The sequence below is a fragment of the Gluconobacter sp. ESL1110 genome, assembly GCF_058107395.1.
The window spans coordinates 56,595-78,206 of sequence record NZ_JBYLUK010000008.1 but is presented as its reverse complement, the minus strand read 5'-3'; the positions used below and the strand labels follow the sequence as shown (position 1 = coordinate 78,206).

The following is a 21,612-nucleotide window of genomic DNA, read 5'->3' as shown; positions in this document are numbered from 1 at the left end:
TATCTTTCCGCTGCGGGACTGCACAAGCAGACAGCCCCAGTATGGCAATTAGCATCAGACCAGACGTGCGCACCGCGATTTCCTTCATGCAAAGACAATGATCATCAGCCCCACAAACAAGCCTGATTATCATTTATCCTACCAGAAGGGCTGTGATCTCTTAACGGCCCAGACGCTCAGAGAGACGTTTTGCAGCCTTCCGAAACGCTTCATAAAAATCGGCATCTACCGCAATTTGTCCGCCGGAAAACCCGATAAATCCATCAATCATGCCGTTCTGATACAACCCTTCGGAATGCGCCAGCATTCCGTCCGGATCTTCCATACTCCCCGAAGCGGGTGTCCCATCTTCTTTCCGTGCACGAAGCGGTTCCCCCCAGGCTTCATGCCAGTAAGCTTCGACCTTTTCAGGATAAAGCCGACCATCCACAGTGTAGCCTTCCATCGGCTTTCCCATACCGTGCATGTAGCCAATTTCCACCGCAGTTCCAGGGTCCATATCCGCTGAACGACGGAATGGATCTACGCAAAACAACCCGCCATCACATTGATCCATCAGTTCGCGATCCGCACGAACAAAAGCCAGAATGGTCTCGCGTCCCGGCGGCATCAGCCTTGCTTCAGCCTGCCCGTCAAAAGGGGCGATACCTTCAAGGCCTACCTCTGCACAGATGGCTTTAAGACGATCAAAAAGGGAGAGCGCATCCGGCCGAAACACCAAATCACCGGCCAGATAAACGGAAGGAAATTTTGCCTGCATATGACCGGGATTATCATACCGGCATCACAGGCAAAACATCTTCTTTTCGGCCTGTTTGGTGCATTCAGGCGTCCTGAATTCCCCGAAGAGCAGAATAAAGACGACGATAGCGGCTATAGGCTTGATCGTAGGCGTTCTGTATTTCGGGGACAGGATCAGTGGCAGAAACCCGCTCCGGCGGTGTGCACACACTCTCCACACTTTCACCCGTTGCAGCAATTCGGGCCAAACGCGCCGCACCAAACGCACCTCCATGCTCCCCATGTGCAAGGCTGTGCAGCCGCAAACCAAGAACCGAAGCAAGAATAGCAATCCAGAACGGGCTACGAGACCCACCGCCAATTACATCGGCTTCGGTGATTACGGACCCGGAAGCCGTTAAACCTTCCAGAGCATCACGAAAAGAGAACGCGACCCCTTCAAGAACAGCCTGCGTCAATTCTGCCCGGCTCGTATCATGAGACAATCCAACAAATCCGCCCCGGATGGTCCCATCATTATGAGGCGTTCTCTCTCCGGACAGGTAAGGCGCAAAAAGAACAGATGATGGGCGGGTAGGGCGCTCTGGTAACTCAGCCAACAGCTCGCGTTCCGTCACACCACACACTTTTGCCCACCAGGCGAGAGACGCAGCAGCAGAAAGTGTCACCCCCATCTGATGCCAGGTTTTCGGTACAGCGTGGCAGAAAGCGTGAATGGCAGACTGATGCTCAGGCCTGAACTCATTAGTCGTCACCCACACAACGCCTGAAGTCCCCAGAGAAACGAAAGCATCCCCATTACGAATAGCGCCAAGGCCTACCGCTCCGGCAGCATTGTCTCCGGCACTTCCCGCAAATACAGGCGCAGACGTCATGCCCCAACGGTGCGTCAGATCTTCCTTCAGAACACCGGCAGGCTCCGTTCCTTCACAGAGAGTTGGCATATTGGCCAGCGTTAAACCCGTGGCCTTCAAAGCCTCGGCCGACCAGGCACGCTTTCCAACATCCAGCCAGAGCGTCCCCGAGGCATCCGACATGTCTTCGATCATCTCGCCAGTCATCCGGTACCGCAGCCATGCTTTTGGAAGCAAAACATGACGGATTCTGGCAAAAATTTCGGGCTCATGCCGTGCTACCCAGAGCAGCTTTGGAGCGGTAAAGCCCGGCATGGCAATATTGCCCGTCACTTCACGACTGAGCGGGAACCGTTCCTCAAAGAGTGCACATTCCGCTTCTGCACGCGTATCATTCCAAAGAATACACGGGCGTAAGACTTCACCAGATGCGTCAACCAGAACCGCGCCATGCTGCTGTCCTGAAAGACCAATGCCACGGATCGCCGCAACTGCTTCAGGATGCTGACCGTGCAGTTTATCAATGGCGCGACAAGCGGCTTTCCACCAGTCTTCCGGATCCTGCTCGCTCCACCCCGCATGAGGCCGGCTCACCGTCAGGCTCTCCGTATGGGATGCAACTTCATGCTGGTTTTCATCCACCAGCAAAGCCTTGATTCCGGATGTCCCGACGTCAATTCCCAGAAACATGCACTTGTCCAAACTCAGATTCAAAAACACGCCTTTAGGGCATACTTCCGGCTGCTACTCACCGCAATTTTAAGTGACTGTCCCAATCTTCCGGATGCCACAGAAAAGCCATCACGAGGCTGACTGCACTCTGGAAGGGGCGTGCGAGGATAGACGGTCTTCCACAAAGTGAGAGAGCGTCTCCAGAAGGGCCGCCATATCGCTCTGAACCTGCTGGAAACCACGCGATGGTTGTAAAGTCGCAGGATTCAGATACCGCGAGCGGCAGATCTCCAACTGGATGGCATGTATTCCTTCATGGGGACGACCATAATGACTTGTAATGTATCCGCCTGCATAAGGAACATTCCGCCGAACCTCATATCCAAGCTGACACAGAGATTGCTGCACAATGTCCGTAAGGTGCGGGGAACAGGATTTTCCATGCACATCTCCAATCACCATGTCACACGCACGGCTCTGGGGGAGAGGTGGCATTGAATGTGCCTCCAGCAAAATCACGAAGCCAAACTGTTGCTTTAGCTCTTCAAGTAATCTGCTCAGGCTCTCGTGGTAAGGAATCCATCCCAACTGCAGCCGCCGATGAATTTCTTCGACAGGAAGACAATGAGTGTAAATCGGCCGCCCCTGGGAAGCACAGCGCGGAATAACACCAAATCCCGCCCGGACTTTCGCACTCTGCACAAGACCTTCACTCGACAGTGCGGGACGGAACATTCCCGGATCCAGTTCCCGACAATCCCGGTTCACATCACACCAGACACGCGGAAATTCTGTCGTCAGCAGCGTACCGCCCACCTCAGAGGTATAATCAAACAATCTGTCAACGAACCTGTCTTCTGTCTGCTGAAGCTCCCGTAAAGACAATCGGGTCATCTGAAGAAAATCAGGGAAATATTTTTCTCCAGAATGGGGAGAGGAAACCACAATCGGAATGGCAGTTTTCTGAGGTTTTTTAATGATAACAGCAGGATAGGAGGGAAGGCTCGTCATAACCTCAATGCAATTTTTTCATTTTTGGGGGTTGTCACCCCGAACTGATACAGCTAAACACCGCCTCACCGGATCGGGGGCGCATAGCTCAGCGGTAGAGCACTACCTTGACATGGTAGGGGTCACAGGTTCAATCCCTGTTGCGCCCACCACCCGATCCGGTCAGAATTTTCCTTATAAAATCGCAGTTTTTAGAGAGAGAATTCGGAACCGATCCGATCCTTTCTGCTGCCATTTATCGCCGATCTCTATCATGTAGAATCGCGTTGCACCGATGAAATCCGTGCAAAATCCGTGCAGAAATTGAGATCAGGCCGAATCGCTTATCAATTGCACGGGACTCCATGGGCGCCGCAGGACCCTGACACTTCAGCAGCGGGGCGGTCTTGTCTGCAGCAACTCATCAGCATTTGTTACAAGTTCAGCCGTCAAGGATCCCTTGACAGGCGAAGCATTGAGTAATCCTCAATAGTTCGCACTCCCAAACACGTCAGAAATATAAAGACATAATTAATTGCGGGATGACCGCAGGTGGCCTCAGTGTATCTGCACGCGATGCAGCGTAGTCGCCGAGGGTGTCAGGTTGCAGTGATCTCTCGGCGGCGGAAAGCTGAAATCGTAACTACCTGAAATCGCCAAAGAAGATTATTCGCTCTCAGATTTCATTTGACGCGGCCTGTTTTGTTCTCTTTTTGTTCCGTTATATCGGGAGGAGAACATGGCTTATCAAGGCGATCGCACAACGGGTTTTGCGTCCCCAGCGGCGGACAATATCGAGGGAACGATCGACCTGATGGCGGCTGCTCTGGATCTGCGCCAGCCAAGCCGTTACCCGGTGCGCGTTGAGGGCGATGCCTTGTCGGGAAGGGGAATCAAGCACGGCGATATTTTGGTTGTTGATTCTGCCTTGGCACCGCGTGCAGGTGTCGTCGTCGTTGCGAGCGTTGGTGATGAGTTGCGCGTGTGCGAGCTGACACAGAGGTCTGACGGTTGGTGGTTACGACCATCTGGTGCAGCTCACCCAGTTCAAGTTGATGATGACACGGACGTCTCAATCTGGGCTGTGGCAACCGGTCTAGTTCGCACGGACGTCTGATGCCGACCTTCGGCCTCATCGATGGAAACTCGTTCTATTGCTCCTGCCAGCGTGCATTTGAACCTGGTTTGAAGCGTAAGCCTGTTGTGGTTCTCAGCAATAATGACGGATGTGCGATTGCCCGCACGCGGGAGGCAAAGGCGCTTGGTATCAAGATGGGCGACCCTTGGCACTTCGCCCGAAAGCGTCCCGAGGCAAAGCCGGTCGTCTGGTATTCCAGCAATTACGCCCTGTATGCTGACATGTCGCGGCGCATGTACGAAGTTCTTCAGTCTCGCGTTCCGTCTGTCGAGCCATATTCGATCGATGAGATGTTTCTCGAGTTAACCGGCCTCCCAGGGGATCTTCACGGACTATGCCGCGAAATCAAAAACGCAGTCTGGAAGCAGGCTAAAATTCCAACCTGCGTTGGGTGGGGCCCGACCAAAACGATCGCCAAACTCGCGAACGGCCTAGCCAAAGATCACACAAGATTGGAGGGTCTGTGTGATCTGACAGATCCGCATATCCGGGCTGAGTGGTACGCCGTCACCAGCATTGATGAGGTTTGGGGGATTGGAAAACAGACCACACAAAAGCTGCGGGCCATGGGCATTGAAACCGTGGCGGATTTCGTGGCCCTCGATCCCAAAACGATCCGCAACATACTGACTGTTGTCGGAGCCCGCGTGCAGGCCGAGCTCCGCGGGCAATCGTGCCTGGCCCTGTCCGAGATCTCAGCCACGCGAAAGAGCATTGCATCAACCCGGACGTTTGGTCGGCTACTCACGGAATGGCCCGAAATCCGTGAAGCTGTTGCTCATTATGCTGCCAGAGCAGCAGAAAAGCTGCGTGCGGAGCATTTGGAAGCAGCACACCTCTCCATCCTTATGCAGACCAACCCGCACAATGGAGATCCTTGGTACGCCAAACATGTAGGCGCGGGCATTGAGCCAACCTCGGACACCCGGGATCTGATCCGTCATGCAACCAATCTGGCTCAGGCCGTTTGGTTGCCGGGGTACAGGTATTTCAAAGCTGGAGTTGTGTTGACTGATCTTAGGCCAGCAGATGGCCAAGGCGCTTTATTTACTGCTCGAGCGCCCGAGCCATCCACCGCAGCAATGGCCGCCATGGACGCCATCAACGCGCGGTTTGGAAGTGGGGCGTTACGGCCATCATCGACAGGGCTATGTCGCACATGGGCACCAAGGGCATCATTGTTATCTGCCCGCTATACGACGCGATTGGATGAGATCGTTCGGGCTCGAAGTTGGTGAAGACTGCTTTCGCCTCAAGTCGGACGTAAATGAGTAGTCTTTTTCTTCTCCAAAGCCGACGCAATTTCTTGGGCGCAATTAGTATTCGCCAATCCCGGGCGGTTAACTCACCGCAAAGGTTACCTCAGAGAATGAGGGACACTACATCTAAAGATGCAAACGTGAGTACTACTCGCCTAAGTGAACAGATAGCCCGTTCGCACAGTTGGCCGGCCCGTCAGAAAAACTAACGTAGATAGTCGCTGACGAATACTTTTTCTTGTACCCCCAGCCTTGCGGGGGCGGTGGATCGGCAGCGTCTATAAAAATATTTCTATTAGTAAATTTATAATACTTTTCCACGTTGTCTCTTTCAAGGCAGCGGCCTTCATCGCGGTTACTCAGGCGAAGATAAACCATACCATGCCGCCCAAGTGTGAACGGACGTACTTCGATTCCGCGAATTATATAGGCATCCTGTGTGCGGATACTGGTCTCTATATCACCTCCGTGCCGAAGCTTCTGTTGGAGCGGAGGTGAGAAAATATTCGCAAGTCGGGGAGCAGGTTTCTCCATTTCAGTACGTATGGCGTTGAAAACCTCAAACAAGGTTCCATTGCAGCTGCGAGCGTTACAGGAAATCTGCTTGGGTGTCTGAGAGACGGCACTGCTTGGCAGGATTAGAATAGTCATCAAGCACGGGATCAACTTCATTTTACTCAGCGTCCGCTCGCTCTATTGCAACAATCCTGATGCTCTTACGGGCGAGACGCCGTGTCAACATCGCAACAAAACGTCTTCTTCGAATGAAATTTGTCCAAAAGCAGACGGACCGCTTCCCCCCAAGTTGGCCATATCAGAGAACTAACTTCGCAGCAGAATTATTCACGGCGCATACCCACGAACGGATGCACACCACCAGAACAGCCGCCCCCATCATAACCGGACGTGAGCAGCCGGACATGCGCGGCCAGCGCGTCCCGATCCGAGACAATCCGATCTGTCACGTCCTGTCGCTGCTTAATGAGGTCGCCTGCGTATCCGATAGCACGCCCCATCTCCGCATCCGGCAATGCGGATAGCGGGACGAACTGAACTGGCAGGGAAAGCGTCTGCGCATGCATACGCGAGGCATCGGCCTGCAAGCCAAAAACAGGGGCAAAACTTGAGGCGGATGCAGACACGGAGAATGAACCGGACTGCGTGAACGAGCCTGTCAGGTTCATCGTGACTGGACCGGCAATCATGGCCACGACCGGATCTGCGGTCTTCTGCGAACACTGGAGCGCACGCACGTTGGCATCGAACGCGCTCATCTGTGCTGCCGACCAGCCCTGTACGTCCGAGACACTAACGACACCTGCCTTTGTTAGATCGGCCTGAACGCCAGCGATCGCGGCACTGATCGTGGTCGGGGCACTTGTCCCGGCCGAACAGGCAGAGAGGGACAGGAACCCGAAAAGCGCCAGCTTGCGAATTTGCGCAAGTTCGCAAATCACGCCGCCCTCACTTCCGCCAGTAGGGAATCGAATTCTTCCCCATTCGGGGAAAAACCCCGGATACCAAGCCAGTTCTGGCGAGACAGAAGCCCGTATGCCTCATCCGCAATCTGCGTGAACGTTGCCCAGGGCATGAACGTCCGCGTTCCCCATGTATTGAAGAAGACGCCGGCAGCGGTGTAGCCGGTTAACGCGATGGCGTGGCCGCCTTCCGGGGCCAGATCAGTGCCAGACAGTTTCGACAGATCCCACGTATCGCCAAGACCGAGGTTCATAAACCCGCGAGGCACCTGAACGCCCGCGAGAACGCCGCCGAGATAGCAAATACTGCGCTTGATTCCCTGAACGTCCGTCGGAGCAATCGCGCCAAACGCTGTCAGGTAATCGCGTCCCGGCTGGCCCGGACGCGGAAGTCCGGCAGTGCGCCAATGATTGAGCTGATCCAGAAGGATCGTACCGTTGTCGTTCGCACCGGTCTGCGGGTTGAACCCGGTGACTTCGGCGTAGGCAGACAGAACCGTCGTTGTCGTCAGAAGGACAAGCGCCTGAGCTGCCTTCGTCCACGTTGCGGTCAGAGCCGCATAGGCCGCAAAGGCACAACAGCCGAAGCGATCATTGCCCCACATCTGATAGGGAACGTCCTGCGACCAGTCCTTGCTTGCAGGCACATCCGGCAGACGCACCGCGAGAACCCGGCCGAGTTTGTAGGTGCGTGTGTCGTGCTTAACAGCACCTTTTCCGAGTTTGAGCGTCATTCACTTGCTCCAGAAACAAAAAAAAGAGGGGAGCAGCCGAAGCCACTCCCCTTTGCCGTTAGTTATGGCTGAAGCACTTAAACGCCCTGATAGATGCGGGCCCGCAGCAGGGCTGGGCTATCCACGGGAGCCGCATACGGAGCAGCCGTCAGGCCCGCGAGCGTTTCAACGAGCGGAATCATCGCCTGAACCGTGCTCAGATACGTGGACGCGGACGGGTAGTAGACGGACACAATCGGAGACGCGATTGTCAGCAGCGTATTGAGGTCGGTGCCAAGGCTCTTGGCCCAGTCTTTACCCGTATTGACAGTGATGGAGCCGTCTGAACTGGCTTCAATGGACGCCGTGACGCTCTTGATCTGAGCGACCAGGTTGTCGAACTTGGCCTTGTCGGCGTCAGACAGGTGATCGACTACACCGGGCATCGTCTCGATGACCTGCACCGCATAGGCAATGGCCGTGGCATCCTTATTGAGGGCGGATGTGTCGAACGTCGTGGTACCGCTAGCTGCGTCATTCGAGCAGGCAGCAGTGGAGCCAAGAAGAATGGCGGAAAGACCGAGAACGGCGAAGCGATTACGAAGACGCATGGAAAAGCTCCAGATATGAAAAAACCGCCTCATAGGGCGGCAAGAAAGACGGGCGGTCTGGCAGGAAAATCTGCCTCCTCCGGTCAGGAAGGGCGGTCAGTTGGCTTGGGAGAGGCCAGCGGGATATTCGCCTGGGCAAGAGCTGCTTTGGCTTCATCCGCATCAGACCGAGCCACCATCACACCCGTCTTTCCGACCTGCAGGCGATTGGCTGCCCAGCCCACGTTTAGTCCGATCAGGCTGACGATTTGGTACAGCCAAGCCACTTTTGACGTGGAGGCCGGTGGCTTCACCAGCACCGTGACGAGCTTGCAGAGGATAATGAAGGCGGACACGTACAGGGCGTACTTGTCCGGCACTGCGCTGAGAAGCGTCGAGAGATCCATGTCTTGTTTTCCTTGAGAGAGTATCCGGCTTAGCCAGCGTCGAGCGCACGCACCAAGCAGGAAATCAGGTCAAGCCGCGATCGCGGCCTTGAAATGCACGACGTTGGCGTCTGCATCAGCAGCCCCGGACGACGTGTTATAAACGCGCTTGTGATACCAGCTCATCCCTGCCGCATCATTCCATGCCGGAAGCGGCTCTTTGTCCCGGTAGATCTTGATCCGCTCCAATGCGAACGCATAGGAATCGTTGGCGATCATCAGATCTGCATTCGGTGCCAGGTTGCCAATTAGATTTCGAATAACCTTCGCAACCTGAGCCTGAGCCGGGAAATTCAGCCAGTTGGTCCAGCAGTCGTCGTGGGTCTCCGGCTCCATCTGAGGAAGTCCGCGAGCCGGACCGAAGCCGGAGTTCGTGATTTGGCGTTTATAGCGCAACCGGCTCTCAGCCATGGCAATTCCCAGGCAGAGATTGATGGCCGAAAGACTTGCGAACTGGCTACCCATGGCCGTGAGTGTCGGAACGACGATGAACTGCTTCACCTGCCCGGGATCAAGGCCGTAAGAAGAATTGATTATCATGACATCATCCCAGCCACTGCGGATAGGTTGTCTTGAGAATGTGCCAGAACGAGACGGCAGCACCTGCGCCGACACTTCCGCCTCCTGCAGCCAGGACGCCGATCAGCCAGCTACGAAGCGAGCGCGTGTCATCCAGCTTTTTTCCGAGATCCTGCACACTGATCAGAATTTGGTCCCGCATCAGGTTAATCTCCCGCCTGACGTCCAGCAGCTCAGCCTTGAGCTCAGCTCTCAGATCATCATGCTTGGCATCAACGGCATCGAGCCGGGTCTCCAGACGCAGCGCGGTATCTTCAGCAGCTCTGAGGCGACGTTGAAGCGTGGAGATCGTTTCAGGTGCCTCAAGCACTTCATCGGGCATCCGCCCCTCCAATAAAAAACCGCCTCATCGGGCGGCTGTGTCAGTCAAATTGTCTGTCGGATTAGTTCGCCATAGTATTGTTCTGGCTGTCTAGTTTGGATTGGATATCAAAGGACATCAGTTCGAACCCTCCACCTGTTTCCGTGAGTAATCAGATATTATCTGATTATGGATTATAGGGCGTCCCCTAATGCAATCTGGTGCCATGTTCCATCCACGAGCAACACAACGGTCTTTGTATTCGTAGTATAAACCTCTGTTGCATTAGCGGCGGCATTAGTTACTTGCTGCCTCGCTGCCCCCTTGATTGCGCCACGTGGCGTCCGATCCAAGTACAATCCAAGAACCTGTTCCGGCCCCACTTACCTCGGAGCCGACAATGCAATCATGGCACCACACTTGATCGCCTTCTGAGTGGCTTTCAGATTTAATTGTCGCAAGTGTTTTGGATGGTGATGATGTTTTAACCATTGAACCACTTAACGCACCCGACGCATAAACAGACCCATCGGTGTGCAGATTTCCATCTTGTCCAACAGATAATGCAATCGTGTTACTTGAAGTTGTCACAACAAGAGAACCTGAAGCATCATTTATCCTTTCGCCACCCGAAAAAAAGATCGATTTCCCACTTGTGATATTAACATTGCCTTGGGGATTTAGAGATTGATCCGCACCAATGCTTAATGCAAATGCACCATTAGTGTTTATTAAAAGATCATTTGAGGAATCTGCCGATGCCATAACCTTTGAGTTTGCACTAAAATCAATGGTTTTATTTGTCCCAACTCTAAGCGCAGGCGCATTATTGACAGACGTTCCAACTGATAAATCAATTCCTGCTGTATCCCACTGACTGTAAAAGGCCAATGCTCTGCCGTACGTGGCGTTGCCTTGGGTGGTGATAATTACTCCCTGAGATGCGCGAACAGATGACCCACTGGCAGCGGCCGAGGAAGGCGCAAGGTTGAACATTCCAACCGTTCGCCAGTCGCCAGCATCATCGTCACCAGTGGCGTAAAGGTCAGCCTCAAAAGCGTTAATGGCTCCTGACTCACTGGACTTCAATCCTGTGTTGTCGATAACACCAACATTCATGCCAGCAAGCATGTTTCTCGGCCCGTTACCGTCACTGAAAGCATTCCTGATCCCGAACACATTGGCAGCGGCATCTATAGGACCGCCATACGCGTCGGAAGTCATAAAACTTTGCATACAATAATGGCTTTCTTTCGTACTAATCGCCCCTTTAGTGCAGTTGAAGTACACTCCGGCCTCTTGGTGGTAGTTGGAATTGCTTCTATATATTCCGTAGTCCAGTTTTATGACGGGCTGATCGCCTGCATCTGATCCAACATTATTGGCTCTATTTATGTATAAAGCGCCATTATTGTTGGAGATAACAGTATCTTTGTTGTTGTTTGTATTGGCCCCTTCATAAAATTGCGTAAAGGGAGCCGTGCCCGACCACAGAGAATTGTTAGTAAACCAAATTTGCGAGTATTCAGAGCCCCCGGTTGGCGGAGAAGAAGACCATAAATTCCCGCTTGGAATAAACAGAAATCCTGGCGAGGTAAGACTTGCCCGGTATGTGCTTAGGTTTGTCTGCTGGTCTGAGCCATCAAGCGCAACCCCAAAGTCAGTGGCTGTTAAGAAATCTCCAAAATGTGAGGCAATGGAACGGGAAGAAGTTGCACCCGAAGCCTGTGAAGTAGCGGCGCTCACGTCAGTTCCTGTATCACTTCCGCCTGTGCGTACGTTATCCAATAAGGGTGCGGTAACGTTACCTGAAGCATCCAAAGGCGCAACACCCATCACTGAACTGGTCGTGTTCGCACCAATCCACGTTTTCGGAACGGCGGCACCGGCAGTCGTGGAGTTGGCGTCGATTGCCGCCCCCCACCAGGTAATAGTCTTGCCATCAAGTGTTGTATTAGGGGCGTGGATCACATTGTCTGACAACGGGGCTGTGACGTTTCCATTACTATCCAGCCCCGCAACCGTGGAGCCAATATCCGCCTGCTGGACAGAGTTATCCGCATAGGTGGCGGTATCACCCAAAAGGGCAGACCACGACAGGCCAGCGATTATATTGGCGTTAGATAGACCGCCTGGGGCCAGCGTTGGGACAGGAGTAGCCGCGCTGGCCGCTGCTGATGCAGTCGCCCCCATGCGAATCACAGACTTTGGCGCCAACGCCTTCACGGCCGAAGCATGGAGAGGATGCCGGATATGGTTTGGAACAACGTCAGCAGCCCGAACACCAGACACAAAAAAAGTGGCCGCAGCCGCCAAAAGGAATAACTTTTTCATCGGATTATCCCGCCGATACCATCACGTACTGACCGTTGTTCCAAAGTGCGCCGGAGATGCCGGGGTCAGTTGTTGGCAGATCGGCCTTGATAAGCAGGTGGCCATCTGTAGATGTGCCCATGACTTCAACGCCATTCAGCATCAGCCCCAGATCAGCCGAAAGGGCGGCAACGCCACTTGCTATGTCTTTCTGCCCGTCCAACGCTGTTTTCGATGCGTCTAAAATGGCGTCAGAGACCGCAACGCCATCAATCTCAGCGCCGCTGATATTAATCCCTTCAAGCTGCGCAGCCAAAAGGAGAGGCACGATCTGCTTGGCGAGTACGTTCAAAGTGACAGGGACCAGATTGTTTATCGTCGTATCACTCATCAGGAATATGCCTCAATGATCCAGGCTCCCGGGGCTCCATCGCCGCCAAGATAATTTGATTGCCCGTAACCCGAGCCTCCACCAGCACCAGACGCCCCGGCGCCCTGTCCACTACCACCCCGTCCAACTGCCGCGTTGCCGGTGCCTCCACCCATTGGAGTTCCAACGCCGGTTGCGGGCCATGTCGTGCCATTCAGCGCCATACCAGATTGCCCAAATCCACCGCTGACCTGCCGCCTGATCTTGTAGAGCTGTGAGCCAATACTGATCTGCCCGCCTGCACCACTCGCATTAACGGCCGTGGATGTTGTCAGGGGGCCGTAGTACCCTCCATGCCCCCCCTCAAGAACAATGTCTGTCCCATTAAATGTCGCGTTCGTCGCCGACCCAGATTGGGTGGTGTACGTGGCTACGCCTGCGACCCCCACAGTCAAAGGAATAGAAGTGAGCCCTGCAAATTTGGTTAGGTCCATCTCAAACTCTATAAATGAACCCGCACCGCCCGCGCCGCCCGCAGAAACTGCGCCCTGAGTGCTTCCACCACCTTCTGCGTATCCACCAGCCCCTCCAGGGGCAACTCCCATGACTTTAAGCAGTTTTGCACCAGTCGGTATCGTGTAGGAACCATCTTCCGTAATAATCTCCGACCCAAGAAAGCGGCCCGGCTCATTAGCAAGAACAAGGTTCTGGATCTCAGGAATTGTCATCCAGAACATATCCGCGATCTTGGAATACGTCACGCCAGACGCATTCGTCGCGCCGCTAGGAACTGCGAACGTCATCAACGGAATGACACTTCCATTCGCAGGAGCGGCCGGGGCGCTCTGTGCCAGCGTTAGTACAACCTGCGAGGTCCGCCGCGTTGCAAGCTGAGTGCCTGCATTGTTAGGGCCTGCCTGCGTCTGCGTGGGATTGTCAGCGCTCCAGAACGGGAGAAGTGTGTTGTCCGTATCCACGTCCGAACACAGCGCATAAAGGGTATATGTGCCGCCTGTTCCAGGGATGGTCAGCGTCTGTGCCGAAGGGAGAAGATACTGCTTGGTCGTGACCGTTGCGTCAGCAGGGAGGCCACCGCCTTGGCCGCCAAGCGCAGTCGGCAAGATTGGCCCCGAAGCAAGGATAACACCCGCGTCGATCGAAACAGTCAGAGCTTCCGGACTTAGCGTCGGAGAAAAACCCCACGCAGCGACTGTGCGGCCGAACAGAGCATCACCTAGACCACCAACGCTCAACGCCATCAGCTTCTGAGCAAGGAGCAGGTCCGTATCTTGCGGGATCTGGCCCGGATAAACGATATGAGTATCCAATTCAGGCCTCCATTATGATGGGATGGTGTTGCGGATCCAGGCGACGACAGCGGCTGCCTTGGTCTGCACGACTGATTTACGGACGACTGACAGGGCGTCAGCCGTGACGGCAGTCTCAAGAAAGAACTGCCCCGGGCGTCCCGAATATCGCAGCGCTGGCGCGCCATATCCGCCTAGCCCACGAGCAGCCCCCGCAGGCAGGAGTACGCCGCAGTCCGCAGCGTTCCAGCACTCGACGATCTGGGTCTGAGCAGCTCCAGCGGCAGTCAGCGCCGCGGAAAGGGCCGACCGCGTGTTTTTCTTGGCAATTAATGCGGCTTCGATGCGCGCCAGATAGGAGGCATCTGCCTCACCACTTGTTCGCGGGAACTGGCCAACACCGAATAAATCGTTGGCAGCCTGATCCAAAACGGAGCCTGTCGAGGTGCTCAGGCGGGTAGAGGATCGAACCTGCTGAAGGAGAGTCCACGTCCCGGCAAGAGCGCTGCCAAAACCTGACAGGATGCCGACAAGAACCGGGGCCTGCTCAGTCGAGCCTGTTGCGACTGGGTCAGGAAACCACCCGCGCGGCAGCAATCCCCGCAGCCTACGAACGAAATCGCTTTGATCGCCCGTACTCACTAGGTTGCACTCACTGTGACCGAGATCGTTCCCGGACGGATTGTGGTTTTCTGAGAAGCCGCAATATCAGACTGCGCCCCGTTAAGCAGGACGTTCGTCACGCCATTTACCGTCACGCCAGCGCTCGTGTAGGCCAGATAGGAGAGGCGTGAATATTCGTAGCCAGCACCCACGGCACGGGCCGTGATGTCAGCGGAAATCGCGGTTGAAACACCCGTCGTGACAGCAGAGACGTCCGTACCTACAGGCACGAGAACCGTCAGCGAGACATTTGCAATCACATCTGTCGGACCCTGAACCGCGTACTGGACACCAAGGGCTTTCACATCAGAGATTGCGTCGTAAATACTGCTCAGAAGAGCATCAGACGGCGTTCCGGAGCCATCGTCTGCTACGACGGTGAAATATCCCGGCGTGAACGTGTTATCTGGTGTGTAGCCGTCAATCAGTTCCTGCGTCAGGCCGTTCTGTACACCAGCAACAGCATTCTGAACGGATGCCCGATTGGCCGTCGCTTTCGCGGCCAGCCAGACCGGAAAGCGAGCGCGCAATTCCGCGTCCGTTTCCTGATCAGCCCCGTTCGTAAGCGCTGCGCCATTGGTGACCGTATCAATGCCGGAAACACTGGTGCCCAACAGGCAAATTGCCCCGACAGCCACATTTCCAGATGATCCAGCCGTTACAGCCTGAACCGGAACAGTGATCGAGGACGCCCCAACGGGCCGAACGTAGCCGCCTGACGTATCAGACCACGTTGAAACGGAGCTGTCCTTCACAACTGCGTAGGACACGCCCGCAACCGTCCGGACCAGAACGCCCGGCACTACAACAGCCGAGGACTGAGACGGCGTAAAACTCGTGAGAATAACGGAGCCCGTTGCAGCCGTTCCCGGGAGTCGTGTCATGCCGTAATCAGCAACAAAGCTGTCGGCATCAGACCCGGAAGACGTCGCTAGTCGTGTAACCAGAAGGATCTGGATGGCCTGATATTGCAGCCAAAGCGCAACGCCAGAAACGCTTTCAAGAAGCGCTCGTCCAGGTGTCCCAACAGATAGATCCAGCAACGAGGCGCAAGACGCCTGTGCAGCCGTCACAGCCGTGCTGACGGTCGTTGAAAACGAACGGATATTGAGGGACATACAGGCGCCAGAAACTAAAAAGGCGCCCCGAAGAGCGCCTTGTTGCCGCAAAGAGGGCAATGATAGATCAGGAGTACGCCGTCTGTGTCACAAGTACAAGCGAAATCAGGCTGAGAAGGAGAGCCCCTGGACAGTCTGTGTCTCCTTGTCCACGTACTGGATAACGCACAGATACTGCCCAGACCCTTGATCCGTGATCGTGACCGTCGGGGCCTGAGACTGATCGACCGCGCTCTCCTGCTGCAACTGAGCAAGAATGACTGCCTGAATATCACTTTCCTGCATTGGAGAGCCGATGCGAGCAGGGAGCCCAACCCCGTAATCGAGATGCCAGGGGTAATCGCTCGCGTTCGTACAAAGCCGCCTCAGGATCGCCTGTCGCGCCTCTTCGGCAGTGCCGACGATTGCAAGGCCACCCGCGCTATCCAGCGCCAAGTCTCCGCCAATAATGTGAGAAATAGCACTCATCCTACGGGGCCTCCTGTATCGCCGCCATCGTTCCCGTTGGTGTGGACGTGGCCGTTGAGAGAGTGCTCGCCAGTCTTCACATCCGCTTCACCAGTCACAGTCTTATCTGTCGTGATATTGCCACCACTGACCGCAAAACCAGACGAGGTGAGGGATGCTGTGCAGTCACCCGCCTTCCAGGTCAGACCATCGGCGGTCACGGTTTCGGCAGTCTCGCCAACGCCCGAATAAATGGCATCCTTTGTGATATGCCACCACGACGCCTGACTATCTGCAGCGCCATCTGTCTGGCTCCCCAGGGCAGGCGGCTGGCCACATCCGGTCCGGATTAACAGTTCACCCGGCTGCGCGGGCTTGCCCGTTGCGGGAGATACAGGCGGCATGACAACAGCATCGAACTGCGCCCCGATTACGCTCAGATACTCGGCATCGCCTTCCATCGCCAGAAGCGTGACGTGCTCGTTCACGTCCGGCACACGACAAATCCGAATAGATCCTGCCGCAATCGTCGATACCGGAAGCCAGCCGCTCTCAGTATTATCGGGCTGCACCAGAACCTTAACCGCATGGTTAACCGGATCGACGGCAGTGACAATGCCATGACAGGGCTTGCCAATCCGCGCCACGGCAGCTTCAGCCACGCGGCGAGCTTCATTCAGTGCTGTCACTGTTTCCTCCGTTCGAGGCTTCACGGTTCCGCAGCGTCACGTCCTGCAGGAACGACCCATCAGCCCCGTAAGTGCTGGACACGGCATCAACCGCGTATGCATCGTTACCCGTCAGATCCCAGGTGCTACCCGTGCCTGAAAACCGCATGAAGTGGCGCGGTTCAAGCTTGATCCGACCGGGGATATTGAGAGAGATAGTCCGGTCATGCGCGATGATCTGCCGATAGATCGCCTCAGCCTTGCGTTCAATTTGTTCCTGCCGCAGCCCCGGAAATCGATAGCTGTAGAGCGTGCCAGCGTTCTCAGCGAGCGTCCGTGAGTGGCCGTCTGCAGAGAAGTACGTTTCAGCCCGTGTCCGCTGCCGGCTATCCCACGACATGACATGCACGACCACATTTTTGCTCGTGAGAAAGTCCCGTTCCAGCGTCAGGCTCAGAGCTCCTGCTTGGATCGCAGAACCGGGCCCCGGATCATTGTAATGAAACGCGTGAATATGCGCCCCACTGTCAGACGGCGAGCCGACCGGTTTGCACACAATCGTCTCGCCCTCAGCGTAGAGGTCACATCCGAACTCGTCCGCAATATACCGCGCCAGATCAAAGGCCGTCTGAAACTTGTGATGCGTGGCAGACGAGGACCGTTTGTGCTCCAACTGCCAGAACTGCCCGGTCATACCAGCGGACAACGTCACATCAGACGACAACCCAGCAGCAGACGCCACAGCCTTGATCACCTCCGGCCCCGTCTTGTTCATCCACGCTTCACGCACACGAAGATCAAGCAGTTTTGCCAGCATATCCCGACACTCAACCTCAACCCGCGTCTGGGTGGGAGACCACCGCACCCGGTCAGCAAGCCCTGAAAACACCGTCTTCCACGTCGCGTTCGTGACTGTCTCGTCTCGCAACTGAAGCGTGACCTTCACGTCAGGCGGGAGTGCCCCATCAGCCGTGACAGGATCGAACCACTTCTGCCCGGCAGCATTCAACTTCACCCGATCCACAGCAAGCGTCAGATCAGCCGTATCGGCCCGCGAATACCGCGTCCGGCTCCAGCTTGCCTGCTCAACGCGCGTCTCCGGATGCTCGACACCATTCACCAGCAGGCGTGCCCGGATCGACCGGACCGGGCCGCTTGATCGGTGCCCAACAGCCGTGATCGTACTCTCGCTCAAGAGGTAACCTCCGGAAGACCAGTCGTCAGGGACGGATCAATGCCCGGAATAACAAGCGGCACAGGCCCCGTCAGCCACGACAGATCCGGATCACTCAACCCATTCGCCTGAGCAATGCGCCACCACTGCGTACTGTCAGACAGTTCGCGTCCGGCAACGTGGTACAACGAGACGTCGCCAGCCGTGACGGTAATCGTCTTGCTCATTGCCCGGAAACCGCCTGTGTATTTTTGAGAGCCACACTGGCCGACTGACTGGCTTCGAGCGCGCCCAGTTCAAGGTGAGCATTGCCAGCAATAGCGAGCAAAGAAGCGGCATTGCCCGTACCGATACTTTCGAGATTCTCGCCCGCCTGAGAAACGACAGAGCCCAACTGACCAACAGTCGATTGCAAACCTGTAATCGTGCCAGAAAGCGCCGTCGGCAGGTTTGCGAGATTTTCACCCGTCGTCGCCATGCCCGATACGCTTGTCAGGGCGTCCTGAGCTTTTGCCAGTGGTCCACCAACACCAATCATGTTCGCAATCGGCGTGATCTGCCCGATAACATTCTGGGCTGTGCTCGTGATGCTGGATGCCACCGATGACACATCCGCAATCGTGCTCGTGATTGTTTTGAGTGCGCCATTGACGCCGGAGCCGACGAGAGAGGAAAGGGCAGAGGTTCCAGATGCCGCGGTCGAAGCATCGGACGGAATAACCTCCAGTTCCAGCTCGTACTGAATGACCGCCCCTTTTTGGGCGTAGGTGTACGCGTAGGACCGGATCAGAACCTGCCAGTTTCCGCCAGCAGCGGAGAACGTGACAGTCTTGGCCGCCAGACGCATCGTATCGACGGACCGTGCGCGGGTTAGTGCGTTCGTGCCTTGAAAGCGCCCCGTCAGCGACAGCCGGTAAGGATCGTTCCCGCCGTTGTCGATGATCTTGTCGCCACCTGGAAGTCTATGGATGACAAGAACCTGTTCGCCGCCCGCTCGTAATGCGTCAGGAACCTCGGGGCCGCTGAGCGTCAAACTCCCCAACTTGACCGTGGTGTTTTTGCCCGCGCCGGAAACGTAATTGAGTGCCGTTTCTATGTTGAGAAGTGTGCTGCTCATGCCGCCTCCGATAAGGGCAGAATCGTAGTACAGGGGAAGGGGCAGTACAATGAGTTTTGACCGTTCCTATTTAGTCGCTCAAAGTCCCAAGGCGCTGCCGCTCATTGATACTCAAAATAGCAAAGGAAATTAATCGGATGACCAACTCATTTTCCGCTGATGATCGAGAGATGTTTATGGCCGCCTTAGCAGACGAACTGGACGGCACTCGGGGCGAAGGTGCCTTCAAATACTGTATCTTAGCTCATCTTTTTCCAAGTGATCGTCCGCATCATTTGACATTCGAACACAATGCGATTGATAAAAGTGCCTTGGACAAATTCGCTGGGGAGAGGGGGTACAAAGTAATTCCGAACTTTGTAGATATCCGCTCTGAAAAGTTCGTTCTGTTTCAGAAAATATGAGCTGCACGCAAAGCGTTTTAGTTCTTGTAGCTACTGATAATATCCGTTCGTAGACGTGCCATCCCGTCGCATGTAGTCCCAGATTTTCCCTGGCCCCGCATCGTTGATGACCGGGTCTTCAGCCATGCGCTGCAATTCCGGATCATCCCGCAGATCGAGCGGGAGCTGGCGCGGGTTGGTTATTCCCAAGGGGTCGTCGGACTGCCAGTAGGCGCATTGGGACGCTGCACTTGTAAAGCTCGTAGGGGTCCAGTTTGCCCCGCCGTAGCGCATATTGTGCCGGACACAGGCAATATCAGACACAGGATTTCCCATAATCCGCGCCTTTTTCGTATGCGCGTTGAACAGCGCCCATTCTCGTTGGCACTGGATCTGGTTCGGATCACAGTTCAGCCGGGGATTGCCGTGCATTCCAGCGCATCCAGACAGAGCAAGAAGCGACAGGGCGGCGAGAGGAGTGAGGCGCATGATGTGAGCGTACACATCTATTCGCTATTACTCCAGCAGGAGAGGTCGCACTATCCCCTTGGTCTTGCGCCCCGGATCATTCGTATTATCAATTTGAGAAAGATCAGGAAACGCGAAAGGGCCCCATGTCTCGTAAGGATAATATCGTCATGCCATCTGATGATGAAGATGCTCTGATCAATCAGGGCATCTCTATGGATGCGGACAATCCGGAACTTACTGTCGCTGACATTCAGGCTATGTTGCCACCCGTGCAGGTTGTCCCGAGCCCGGTTGCAGTCAAGCGTATCCGCTCCCTTCGAACTGAAGCCGACTACGAGTGGGCACTGCGCGAGATCGAACAGTACTTTGACAATGAGCCTGTTCGCGGAACGCCGAAGGCCGCCCGCTTTGATGCCCTTACGGCCGCAATCAACGAGTACGACAAGAGGTGCGACCTGTCTGACCTCACTTGAGATGGCAACGGCCCGAAACTGTGTAAGATGCTCAGATGCGCCTTACGCTCCTGCTTACCTTCCTGACCGTTGCGCCCGTATCCGCCTTGGCTGCGCCTGCATGCACCGACGTGAGCCCAAACGGACAACTTCCCACGCAATCAAATGCAGGCCCGGTCCTGTGCAATCAGTTCTACGCCACCCAGCAGTCGCTCGAATTCAAAGAACCCCTTTGGTCCGCTGAGCACTTGACGGAAGAGGGTGTTGAACAAGCAGAGAAATTACAGGGCAGGGCGAGCTTTCACGCTGATCTGCGCCTACCGTCTGGCCAGCGCGCCGAACTGACGGACTACAAACGTTCAGGCTGGTCACGCGGTCACATGACCCCAAGCGGGGACGCTCCGGACAAGGCTTCACGCGCTGAGACGTACGCCCTGTCAAACGTCGTGCCGCAATCCATCGCCCTGAATACTGGCCTATGGAACAAAATTGAGCGCGATGTGCGCAGCCTGGCCGCCAAAGATGGCGAGGTCTTTGTCGTCACCGGACCAGCGTTCCGCGGCGATGCCGGCGCAACAGGTCAGAGCAAGGTTCGTATCCCGACTTCAATCTGGAAAGCGGTTTATGACCCGTCGGAAGGAGCGGTCGCGGTAATCGTCTGCAAAAACGTCTTCCAACCAACATGCGGGCAGGTGCCTATTGAAGCGCTGATCCGCGTTACCGGCGTAAATCCATTTCCCGGCATTATAACGCCAGAAAAGAACAAACATTTAATGATTGAGGGTTGGCCAAAGTAGTTATCCGAGGTCATTGACTCGAATCCAAGACAAATGAGCCTATCCATTACGGAGGGCTAAATATGTCTCGGTTACGGTATTTCGTTAATAAGTCGTTATACGCTTTTGTTATTGCAACGGGACTGTTCGTAACAACCCCGACAGCCCAAGCATTCCAGCCGCCACAACCAAAGCCGCAGGTGACAAAACCCTCCCAAGACGTCACCCTCCTGGACGGCGGCCACTACACCAACGTGGACGGCAAAAGCATCCACTCCCCAAGCCATACGACGGGCAACCGCGTTCCTGCCGGGGCTTCAGCCAAATGCGGCGATGGTACCTACAGTTTCAGTACGCATCATCGCGGGACTTGCTCGCATCATGGTGGCGTAGATGAATGGCTATAAGTCAGCGAGGCTGGTTCTTCTTGTAGATGGCGTGGCCCGCAAAAAAGCAGCTAGTAATCGAAAGGAATACGATCAGAATATTGAATACTGTGTGCATCCAGCACGGCATGCTTTGATCTGACATGGTCAAAACAAGCGCGGTTGCTCCAGATCCAAATGCAGCTGCAGTATTCATCCTTTTCGAG

Annotated in this window: 26 protein-coding genes and 1 tRNA gene; 7 read left to right on the top strand and 20 right to left on the bottom strand. The window is 55.3% G+C overall.

The features are described from left to right. Positions 1–160: 160 nt before the first annotated feature. The 3 genes from AC3B6F_RS08965 to AC3B6F_RS08955 form a co-directional block, all read right to left on the bottom strand. On the bottom strand, positions 161–760 hold the full coding sequence (locus AC3B6F_RS08965) for a nucleoside 2-deoxyribosyltransferase (protein ID WP_489824091.1): 600 nt from the start codon (positions 758–760) through the stop codon (positions 161–163). Between the two features lie 64 nt (positions 761–824). Beyond that, entirely contained in the window at positions 825–2,285 is a 1,461-nt protein-coding gene (gene xylB / locus AC3B6F_RS08960; RefSeq protein WP_489824090.1) for a xylulokinase, read from the bottom strand. A 111-nt stretch (positions 2,286–2,396) separates the two neighbouring features. After that, entirely contained in the window at positions 2,397–3,278 is an 882-nt protein-coding gene (locus AC3B6F_RS08955) for an N-formylglutamate amidohydrolase (RefSeq protein ID WP_489824089.1), read from the bottom strand. A 77-nt stretch (positions 3,279–3,355) separates the two neighbouring features. Between AC3B6F_RS08955 and AC3B6F_RS08950 the strand changes: the two genes are divergently transcribed. The 3 genes from AC3B6F_RS08950 (at position 3,356) to AC3B6F_RS08940 (ending at position 5,633) form a co-directional block, all read left to right on the top strand. Next, positions 3,356–3,430 (top strand) — tRNA-Val (locus tag AC3B6F_RS08950). Positions 3,431–3,996: 566 nt separating this feature from the next. Beyond that, the gene (locus AC3B6F_RS08945; RefSeq protein ID WP_489824088.1) at positions 3,997–4,374 is read left to right on the top strand and encodes a LexA family protein; all 378 of its coding nucleotides are present in this window, start codon (positions 3,997–3,999) and stop codon (positions 4,372–4,374) included. Beyond that, a complete protein-coding gene (locus AC3B6F_RS08940; RefSeq protein ID WP_489824087.1) occupies positions 4,374–5,633 on the top strand; it encodes a Y-family DNA polymerase in 1,260 nt (419 codons plus the stop codon). The genes AC3B6F_RS08945 and AC3B6F_RS08940 overlap by 1 nt, the downstream gene beginning before the upstream one ends. A gap of 860 nt (positions 5,634–6,493) precedes the next feature. On the opposite strand, the gene AC3B6F_RS08935 is transcribed toward AC3B6F_RS08940, so the two are convergent. The 16 genes from AC3B6F_RS08935 to AC3B6F_RS08860 all read right to left on the bottom strand — a co-directional run bounded on the left by AC3B6F_RS08935 (position 6,494) and on the right by AC3B6F_RS08860 (position 18,938). Next, complete coding sequence (locus tag AC3B6F_RS08935; protein WP_489824086.1) at positions 6,494–7,111, bottom strand: hypothetical protein; 618 nt, start codon at positions 7,109–7,111, stop codon at positions 6,494–6,496. Next, entirely contained in the window at positions 7,108–7,866 is a 759-nt protein-coding gene (locus AC3B6F_RS08930) for a C1 family peptidase (protein ID WP_489824085.1), read from the bottom strand. The genes AC3B6F_RS08935 and AC3B6F_RS08930 overlap by 4 nt, the downstream gene beginning before the upstream one ends. Positions 7,867–7,943: 77 nt before the next feature. Beyond that, positions 7,944–8,456 (bottom strand): hypothetical protein, encoded by a 513-nt coding sequence (locus AC3B6F_RS08925; RefSeq protein ID WP_489824084.1) that lies wholly within the window; start codon positions 8,454–8,456, stop codon positions 7,944–7,946. Between the two features lie 83 nt (positions 8,457–8,539). Further along, positions 8,540–8,842 (bottom strand): hypothetical protein, encoded by a 303-nt coding sequence (locus tag AC3B6F_RS08920; RefSeq protein ID WP_489824083.1) that lies wholly within the window; start codon positions 8,840–8,842, stop codon positions 8,540–8,542. Positions 8,843–8,911: 69 nt separating this feature from the next. After that, positions 8,912–9,421: a hypothetical protein gene (locus AC3B6F_RS08915; protein ID WP_489824082.1), complete on the bottom strand. Its 510-nt coding sequence runs from the start codon at positions 9,419–9,421 to the stop codon at positions 8,912–8,914. 4 nt (positions 9,422–9,425) lie between these two features. Then, positions 9,426–9,782, bottom strand: a complete 357-nt coding sequence (locus AC3B6F_RS08910; RefSeq protein WP_211568409.1) for a hypothetical protein — start codon at positions 9,780–9,782, stop codon at positions 9,426–9,428. Between the two features lie 276 nt (positions 9,783–10,058). Next, on the bottom strand, positions 10,059–12,095 hold the full coding sequence (locus AC3B6F_RS08905; RefSeq protein WP_489824081.1) for a hypothetical protein: 2,037 nt from the start codon (positions 12,093–12,095) through the stop codon (positions 10,059–10,061). Positions 12,096–12,099: 4 nt separating this feature from the next. Further along, a complete protein-coding gene (locus AC3B6F_RS08900; protein ID WP_489824080.1) occupies positions 12,100–12,465 on the bottom strand; it encodes a hypothetical protein in 366 nt (121 codons plus the stop codon). After that, a complete protein-coding gene (locus AC3B6F_RS08895; protein ID WP_489824079.1) occupies positions 12,465–13,772 on the bottom strand; it encodes a glycine-rich domain-containing protein in 1,308 nt (435 codons plus the stop codon). Before AC3B6F_RS08895 ends, AC3B6F_RS08900 begins: the two co-directional genes overlap by 1 nt. Before the next feature lie 12 nt (positions 13,773–13,784). Beyond that, positions 13,785–14,393 carry a hypothetical protein gene (locus AC3B6F_RS08890; RefSeq protein ID WP_489824078.1) on the bottom strand — a complete coding sequence of 203 codons (609 nt, stop codon included), beginning with the start codon at positions 14,391–14,393 and terminating at the stop codon, positions 13,785–13,787. Beyond that, positions 14,393–15,532, bottom strand: a complete 1,140-nt coding sequence (locus AC3B6F_RS08885; protein WP_489824077.1) for a baseplate J/gp47 family protein — start codon at positions 15,530–15,532, stop codon at positions 14,393–14,395. Before AC3B6F_RS08885 ends, AC3B6F_RS08890 begins: the two co-directional genes overlap by 1 nt. Before the next feature lie 105 nt (positions 15,533–15,637). After that, positions 15,638–16,000 carry a phage tail protein gene (locus tag AC3B6F_RS08880; RefSeq protein ID WP_489824076.1) on the bottom strand — a complete coding sequence of 121 codons (363 nt, stop codon included), beginning with the start codon at positions 15,998–16,000 and terminating at the stop codon, positions 15,638–15,640. Further along, positions 15,997–16,668 carry a phage baseplate assembly protein V gene (locus AC3B6F_RS08875; protein WP_489824075.1) on the bottom strand — a complete coding sequence of 224 codons (672 nt, stop codon included), beginning with the start codon at positions 16,666–16,668 and terminating at the stop codon, positions 15,997–15,999. Before AC3B6F_RS08875 ends, AC3B6F_RS08880 begins: the two co-directional genes overlap by 4 nt. Beyond that, positions 16,652–17,842 (bottom strand): hypothetical protein, encoded by a 1,191-nt coding sequence (locus AC3B6F_RS08870; protein WP_489824074.1) that lies wholly within the window; start codon positions 17,840–17,842, stop codon positions 16,652–16,654. Before AC3B6F_RS08870 ends, AC3B6F_RS08875 begins: the two co-directional genes overlap by 17 nt. Next, entirely contained in the window at positions 17,839–18,048 is a 210-nt protein-coding gene (locus AC3B6F_RS08865; RefSeq protein ID WP_429956132.1) for an immunoglobulin domain-containing protein, read from the bottom strand. The genes AC3B6F_RS08870 and AC3B6F_RS08865 overlap by 4 nt, the downstream gene beginning before the upstream one ends. Next, positions 18,045–18,938 (bottom strand): hypothetical protein, encoded by an 894-nt coding sequence (locus AC3B6F_RS08860; protein ID WP_489824073.1) that lies wholly within the window; start codon positions 18,936–18,938, stop codon positions 18,045–18,047. The genes AC3B6F_RS08865 and AC3B6F_RS08860 overlap by 4 nt, the downstream gene beginning before the upstream one ends. Before the next feature lie 137 nt (positions 18,939–19,075). Here AC3B6F_RS08860 and AC3B6F_RS08855 point away from each other — a divergent pair, with 137 nt between their 5' ends. Continuing rightward, positions 19,076–19,342, top strand: coding sequence for a hypothetical protein (locus AC3B6F_RS08855; protein ID WP_489824072.1), 267 nt, complete (start codon positions 19,076–19,078; stop codon positions 19,340–19,342). 30 nt (positions 19,343–19,372) lie between these two features. Here AC3B6F_RS08855 and AC3B6F_RS08850 read toward each other — a convergent pair whose 3' ends face one another. Further along, positions 19,373–19,810 (bottom strand): hypothetical protein, encoded by a 438-nt coding sequence (locus AC3B6F_RS08850; protein ID WP_489824071.1) that lies wholly within the window; start codon positions 19,808–19,810, stop codon positions 19,373–19,375. Between the two features lie 149 nt (positions 19,811–19,959). Here AC3B6F_RS08850 and AC3B6F_RS08845 point away from each other — a divergent pair, with 149 nt between their 5' ends. From AC3B6F_RS08845 to AC3B6F_RS08835, 3 genes are all read left to right on the top strand, one after another. Next, the gene (locus AC3B6F_RS08845; RefSeq protein WP_489824070.1) at positions 19,960–20,265 is read left to right on the top strand and encodes a hypothetical protein; all 306 of its coding nucleotides are present in this window, start codon (positions 19,960–19,962) and stop codon (positions 20,263–20,265) included. A gap of 35 nt (positions 20,266–20,300) precedes the next feature. Next, entirely contained in the window at positions 20,301–21,041 is a 741-nt protein-coding gene (locus tag AC3B6F_RS08840) for a DNA/RNA non-specific endonuclease (RefSeq protein ID WP_489824069.1), read from the top strand. 62 nt (positions 21,042–21,103) lie between these two features. Beyond that, the gene (locus AC3B6F_RS08835) at positions 21,104–21,427 is read left to right on the top strand and encodes a DUF3761 domain-containing protein (RefSeq protein WP_489824068.1); all 324 of its coding nucleotides are present in this window, start codon (positions 21,104–21,106) and stop codon (positions 21,425–21,427) included. Positions 21,428–21,612: the final 185 nt, after the last annotated feature.

Excerpts from the sequence above, each read along its gene's own strand:
- AC3B6F_RS08965 (WP_489824091.1), bottom strand. The coding sequence starts at position 760 with ATGCAGGCAAAATTTCCTTCCGTTTATCTGGCCGGTGATTTGGTGTTT.
- xylB (WP_489824090.1), bottom strand. The coding sequence starts at position 2,285 with ATGTTTCTGGGAATTGACGTCGGGACATCCGGAATCAAGGCTTTGCTG.
- AC3B6F_RS08955 (WP_489824089.1), bottom strand. The coding sequence starts at position 3,278 with ATGACGAGCCTTCCCTCCTATCCTGCTGTTATCATTAAAAAACCTCAG.
- AC3B6F_RS08945 (WP_489824088.1), top strand. The coding sequence starts at position 3,997 with ATGGCTTATCAAGGCGATCGCACAACGGGTTTTGCGTCCCCAGCGGCG.
- AC3B6F_RS08940 (WP_489824087.1), top strand. The coding sequence starts at position 4,374 with ATGCCGACCTTCGGCCTCATCGATGGAAACTCGTTCTATTGCTCCTGC.
- AC3B6F_RS08930 (WP_489824085.1), bottom strand. The coding sequence starts at position 7,866 with ATGACGCTCAAACTCGGAAAAGGTGCTGTTAAGCACGACACACGCACC.
- AC3B6F_RS08925 (WP_489824084.1), bottom strand. The coding sequence starts at position 8,456 with ATGCGTCTTCGTAATCGCTTCGCCGTTCTCGGTCTTTCCGCCATTCTT.
- AC3B6F_RS08920 (WP_489824083.1), bottom strand. The coding sequence starts at position 8,842 with ATGGATCTCTCGACGCTTCTCAGCGCAGTGCCGGACAAGTACGCCCTG.
- AC3B6F_RS08915 (WP_489824082.1), bottom strand. The coding sequence starts at position 9,421 with ATGATAATCAATTCTTCTTACGGCCTTGATCCCGGGCAGGTGAAGCAG.
- AC3B6F_RS08910 (WP_211568409.1), bottom strand. The coding sequence starts at position 9,782 with ATGCCCGATGAAGTGCTTGAGGCACCTGAAACGATCTCCACGCTTCAA.
- AC3B6F_RS08905 (WP_489824081.1), bottom strand. The coding sequence starts at position 12,095 with ATGAAAAAGTTATTCCTTTTGGCGGCTGCGGCCACTTTTTTTGTGTCT.
- AC3B6F_RS08900 (WP_489824080.1), bottom strand. The coding sequence starts at position 12,465 with ATGAGTGATACGACGATAAACAATCTGGTCCCTGTCACTTTGAACGTA.
- AC3B6F_RS08885 (WP_489824077.1), bottom strand. The coding sequence starts at position 15,532 with ATGTCCCTCAATATCCGTTCGTTTTCAACGACCGTCAGCACGGCTGTG.
- AC3B6F_RS08880 (WP_489824076.1), bottom strand. The coding sequence starts at position 16,000 with ATGAGTGCTATTTCTCACATTATTGGCGGAGACTTGGCGCTGGATAGC.
- AC3B6F_RS08865 (WP_429956132.1), bottom strand. The coding sequence starts at position 18,048 with ATGAGCAAGACGATTACCGTCACGGCTGGCGACGTCTCGTTGTACCAC.
- AC3B6F_RS08860 (WP_489824073.1), bottom strand. The coding sequence starts at position 18,938 with ATGAGCAGCACACTTCTCAACATAGAAACGGCACTCAATTACGTTTCC.
- AC3B6F_RS08855 (WP_489824072.1), top strand. The coding sequence starts at position 19,076 with ATGACCAACTCATTTTCCGCTGATGATCGAGAGATGTTTATGGCCGCC.
- AC3B6F_RS08850 (WP_489824071.1), bottom strand. The coding sequence starts at position 19,810 with ATGCGCCTCACTCCTCTCGCCGCCCTGTCGCTTCTTGCTCTGTCTGGA.
- AC3B6F_RS08845 (WP_489824070.1), top strand. The coding sequence starts at position 19,960 with ATGCCATCTGATGATGAAGATGCTCTGATCAATCAGGGCATCTCTATG.
- AC3B6F_RS08840 (WP_489824069.1), top strand. The coding sequence starts at position 20,301 with ATGCGCCTTACGCTCCTGCTTACCTTCCTGACCGTTGCGCCCGTATCC.
- AC3B6F_RS08835 (WP_489824068.1), top strand. The coding sequence starts at position 21,104 with ATGTCTCGGTTACGGTATTTCGTTAATAAGTCGTTATACGCTTTTGTT.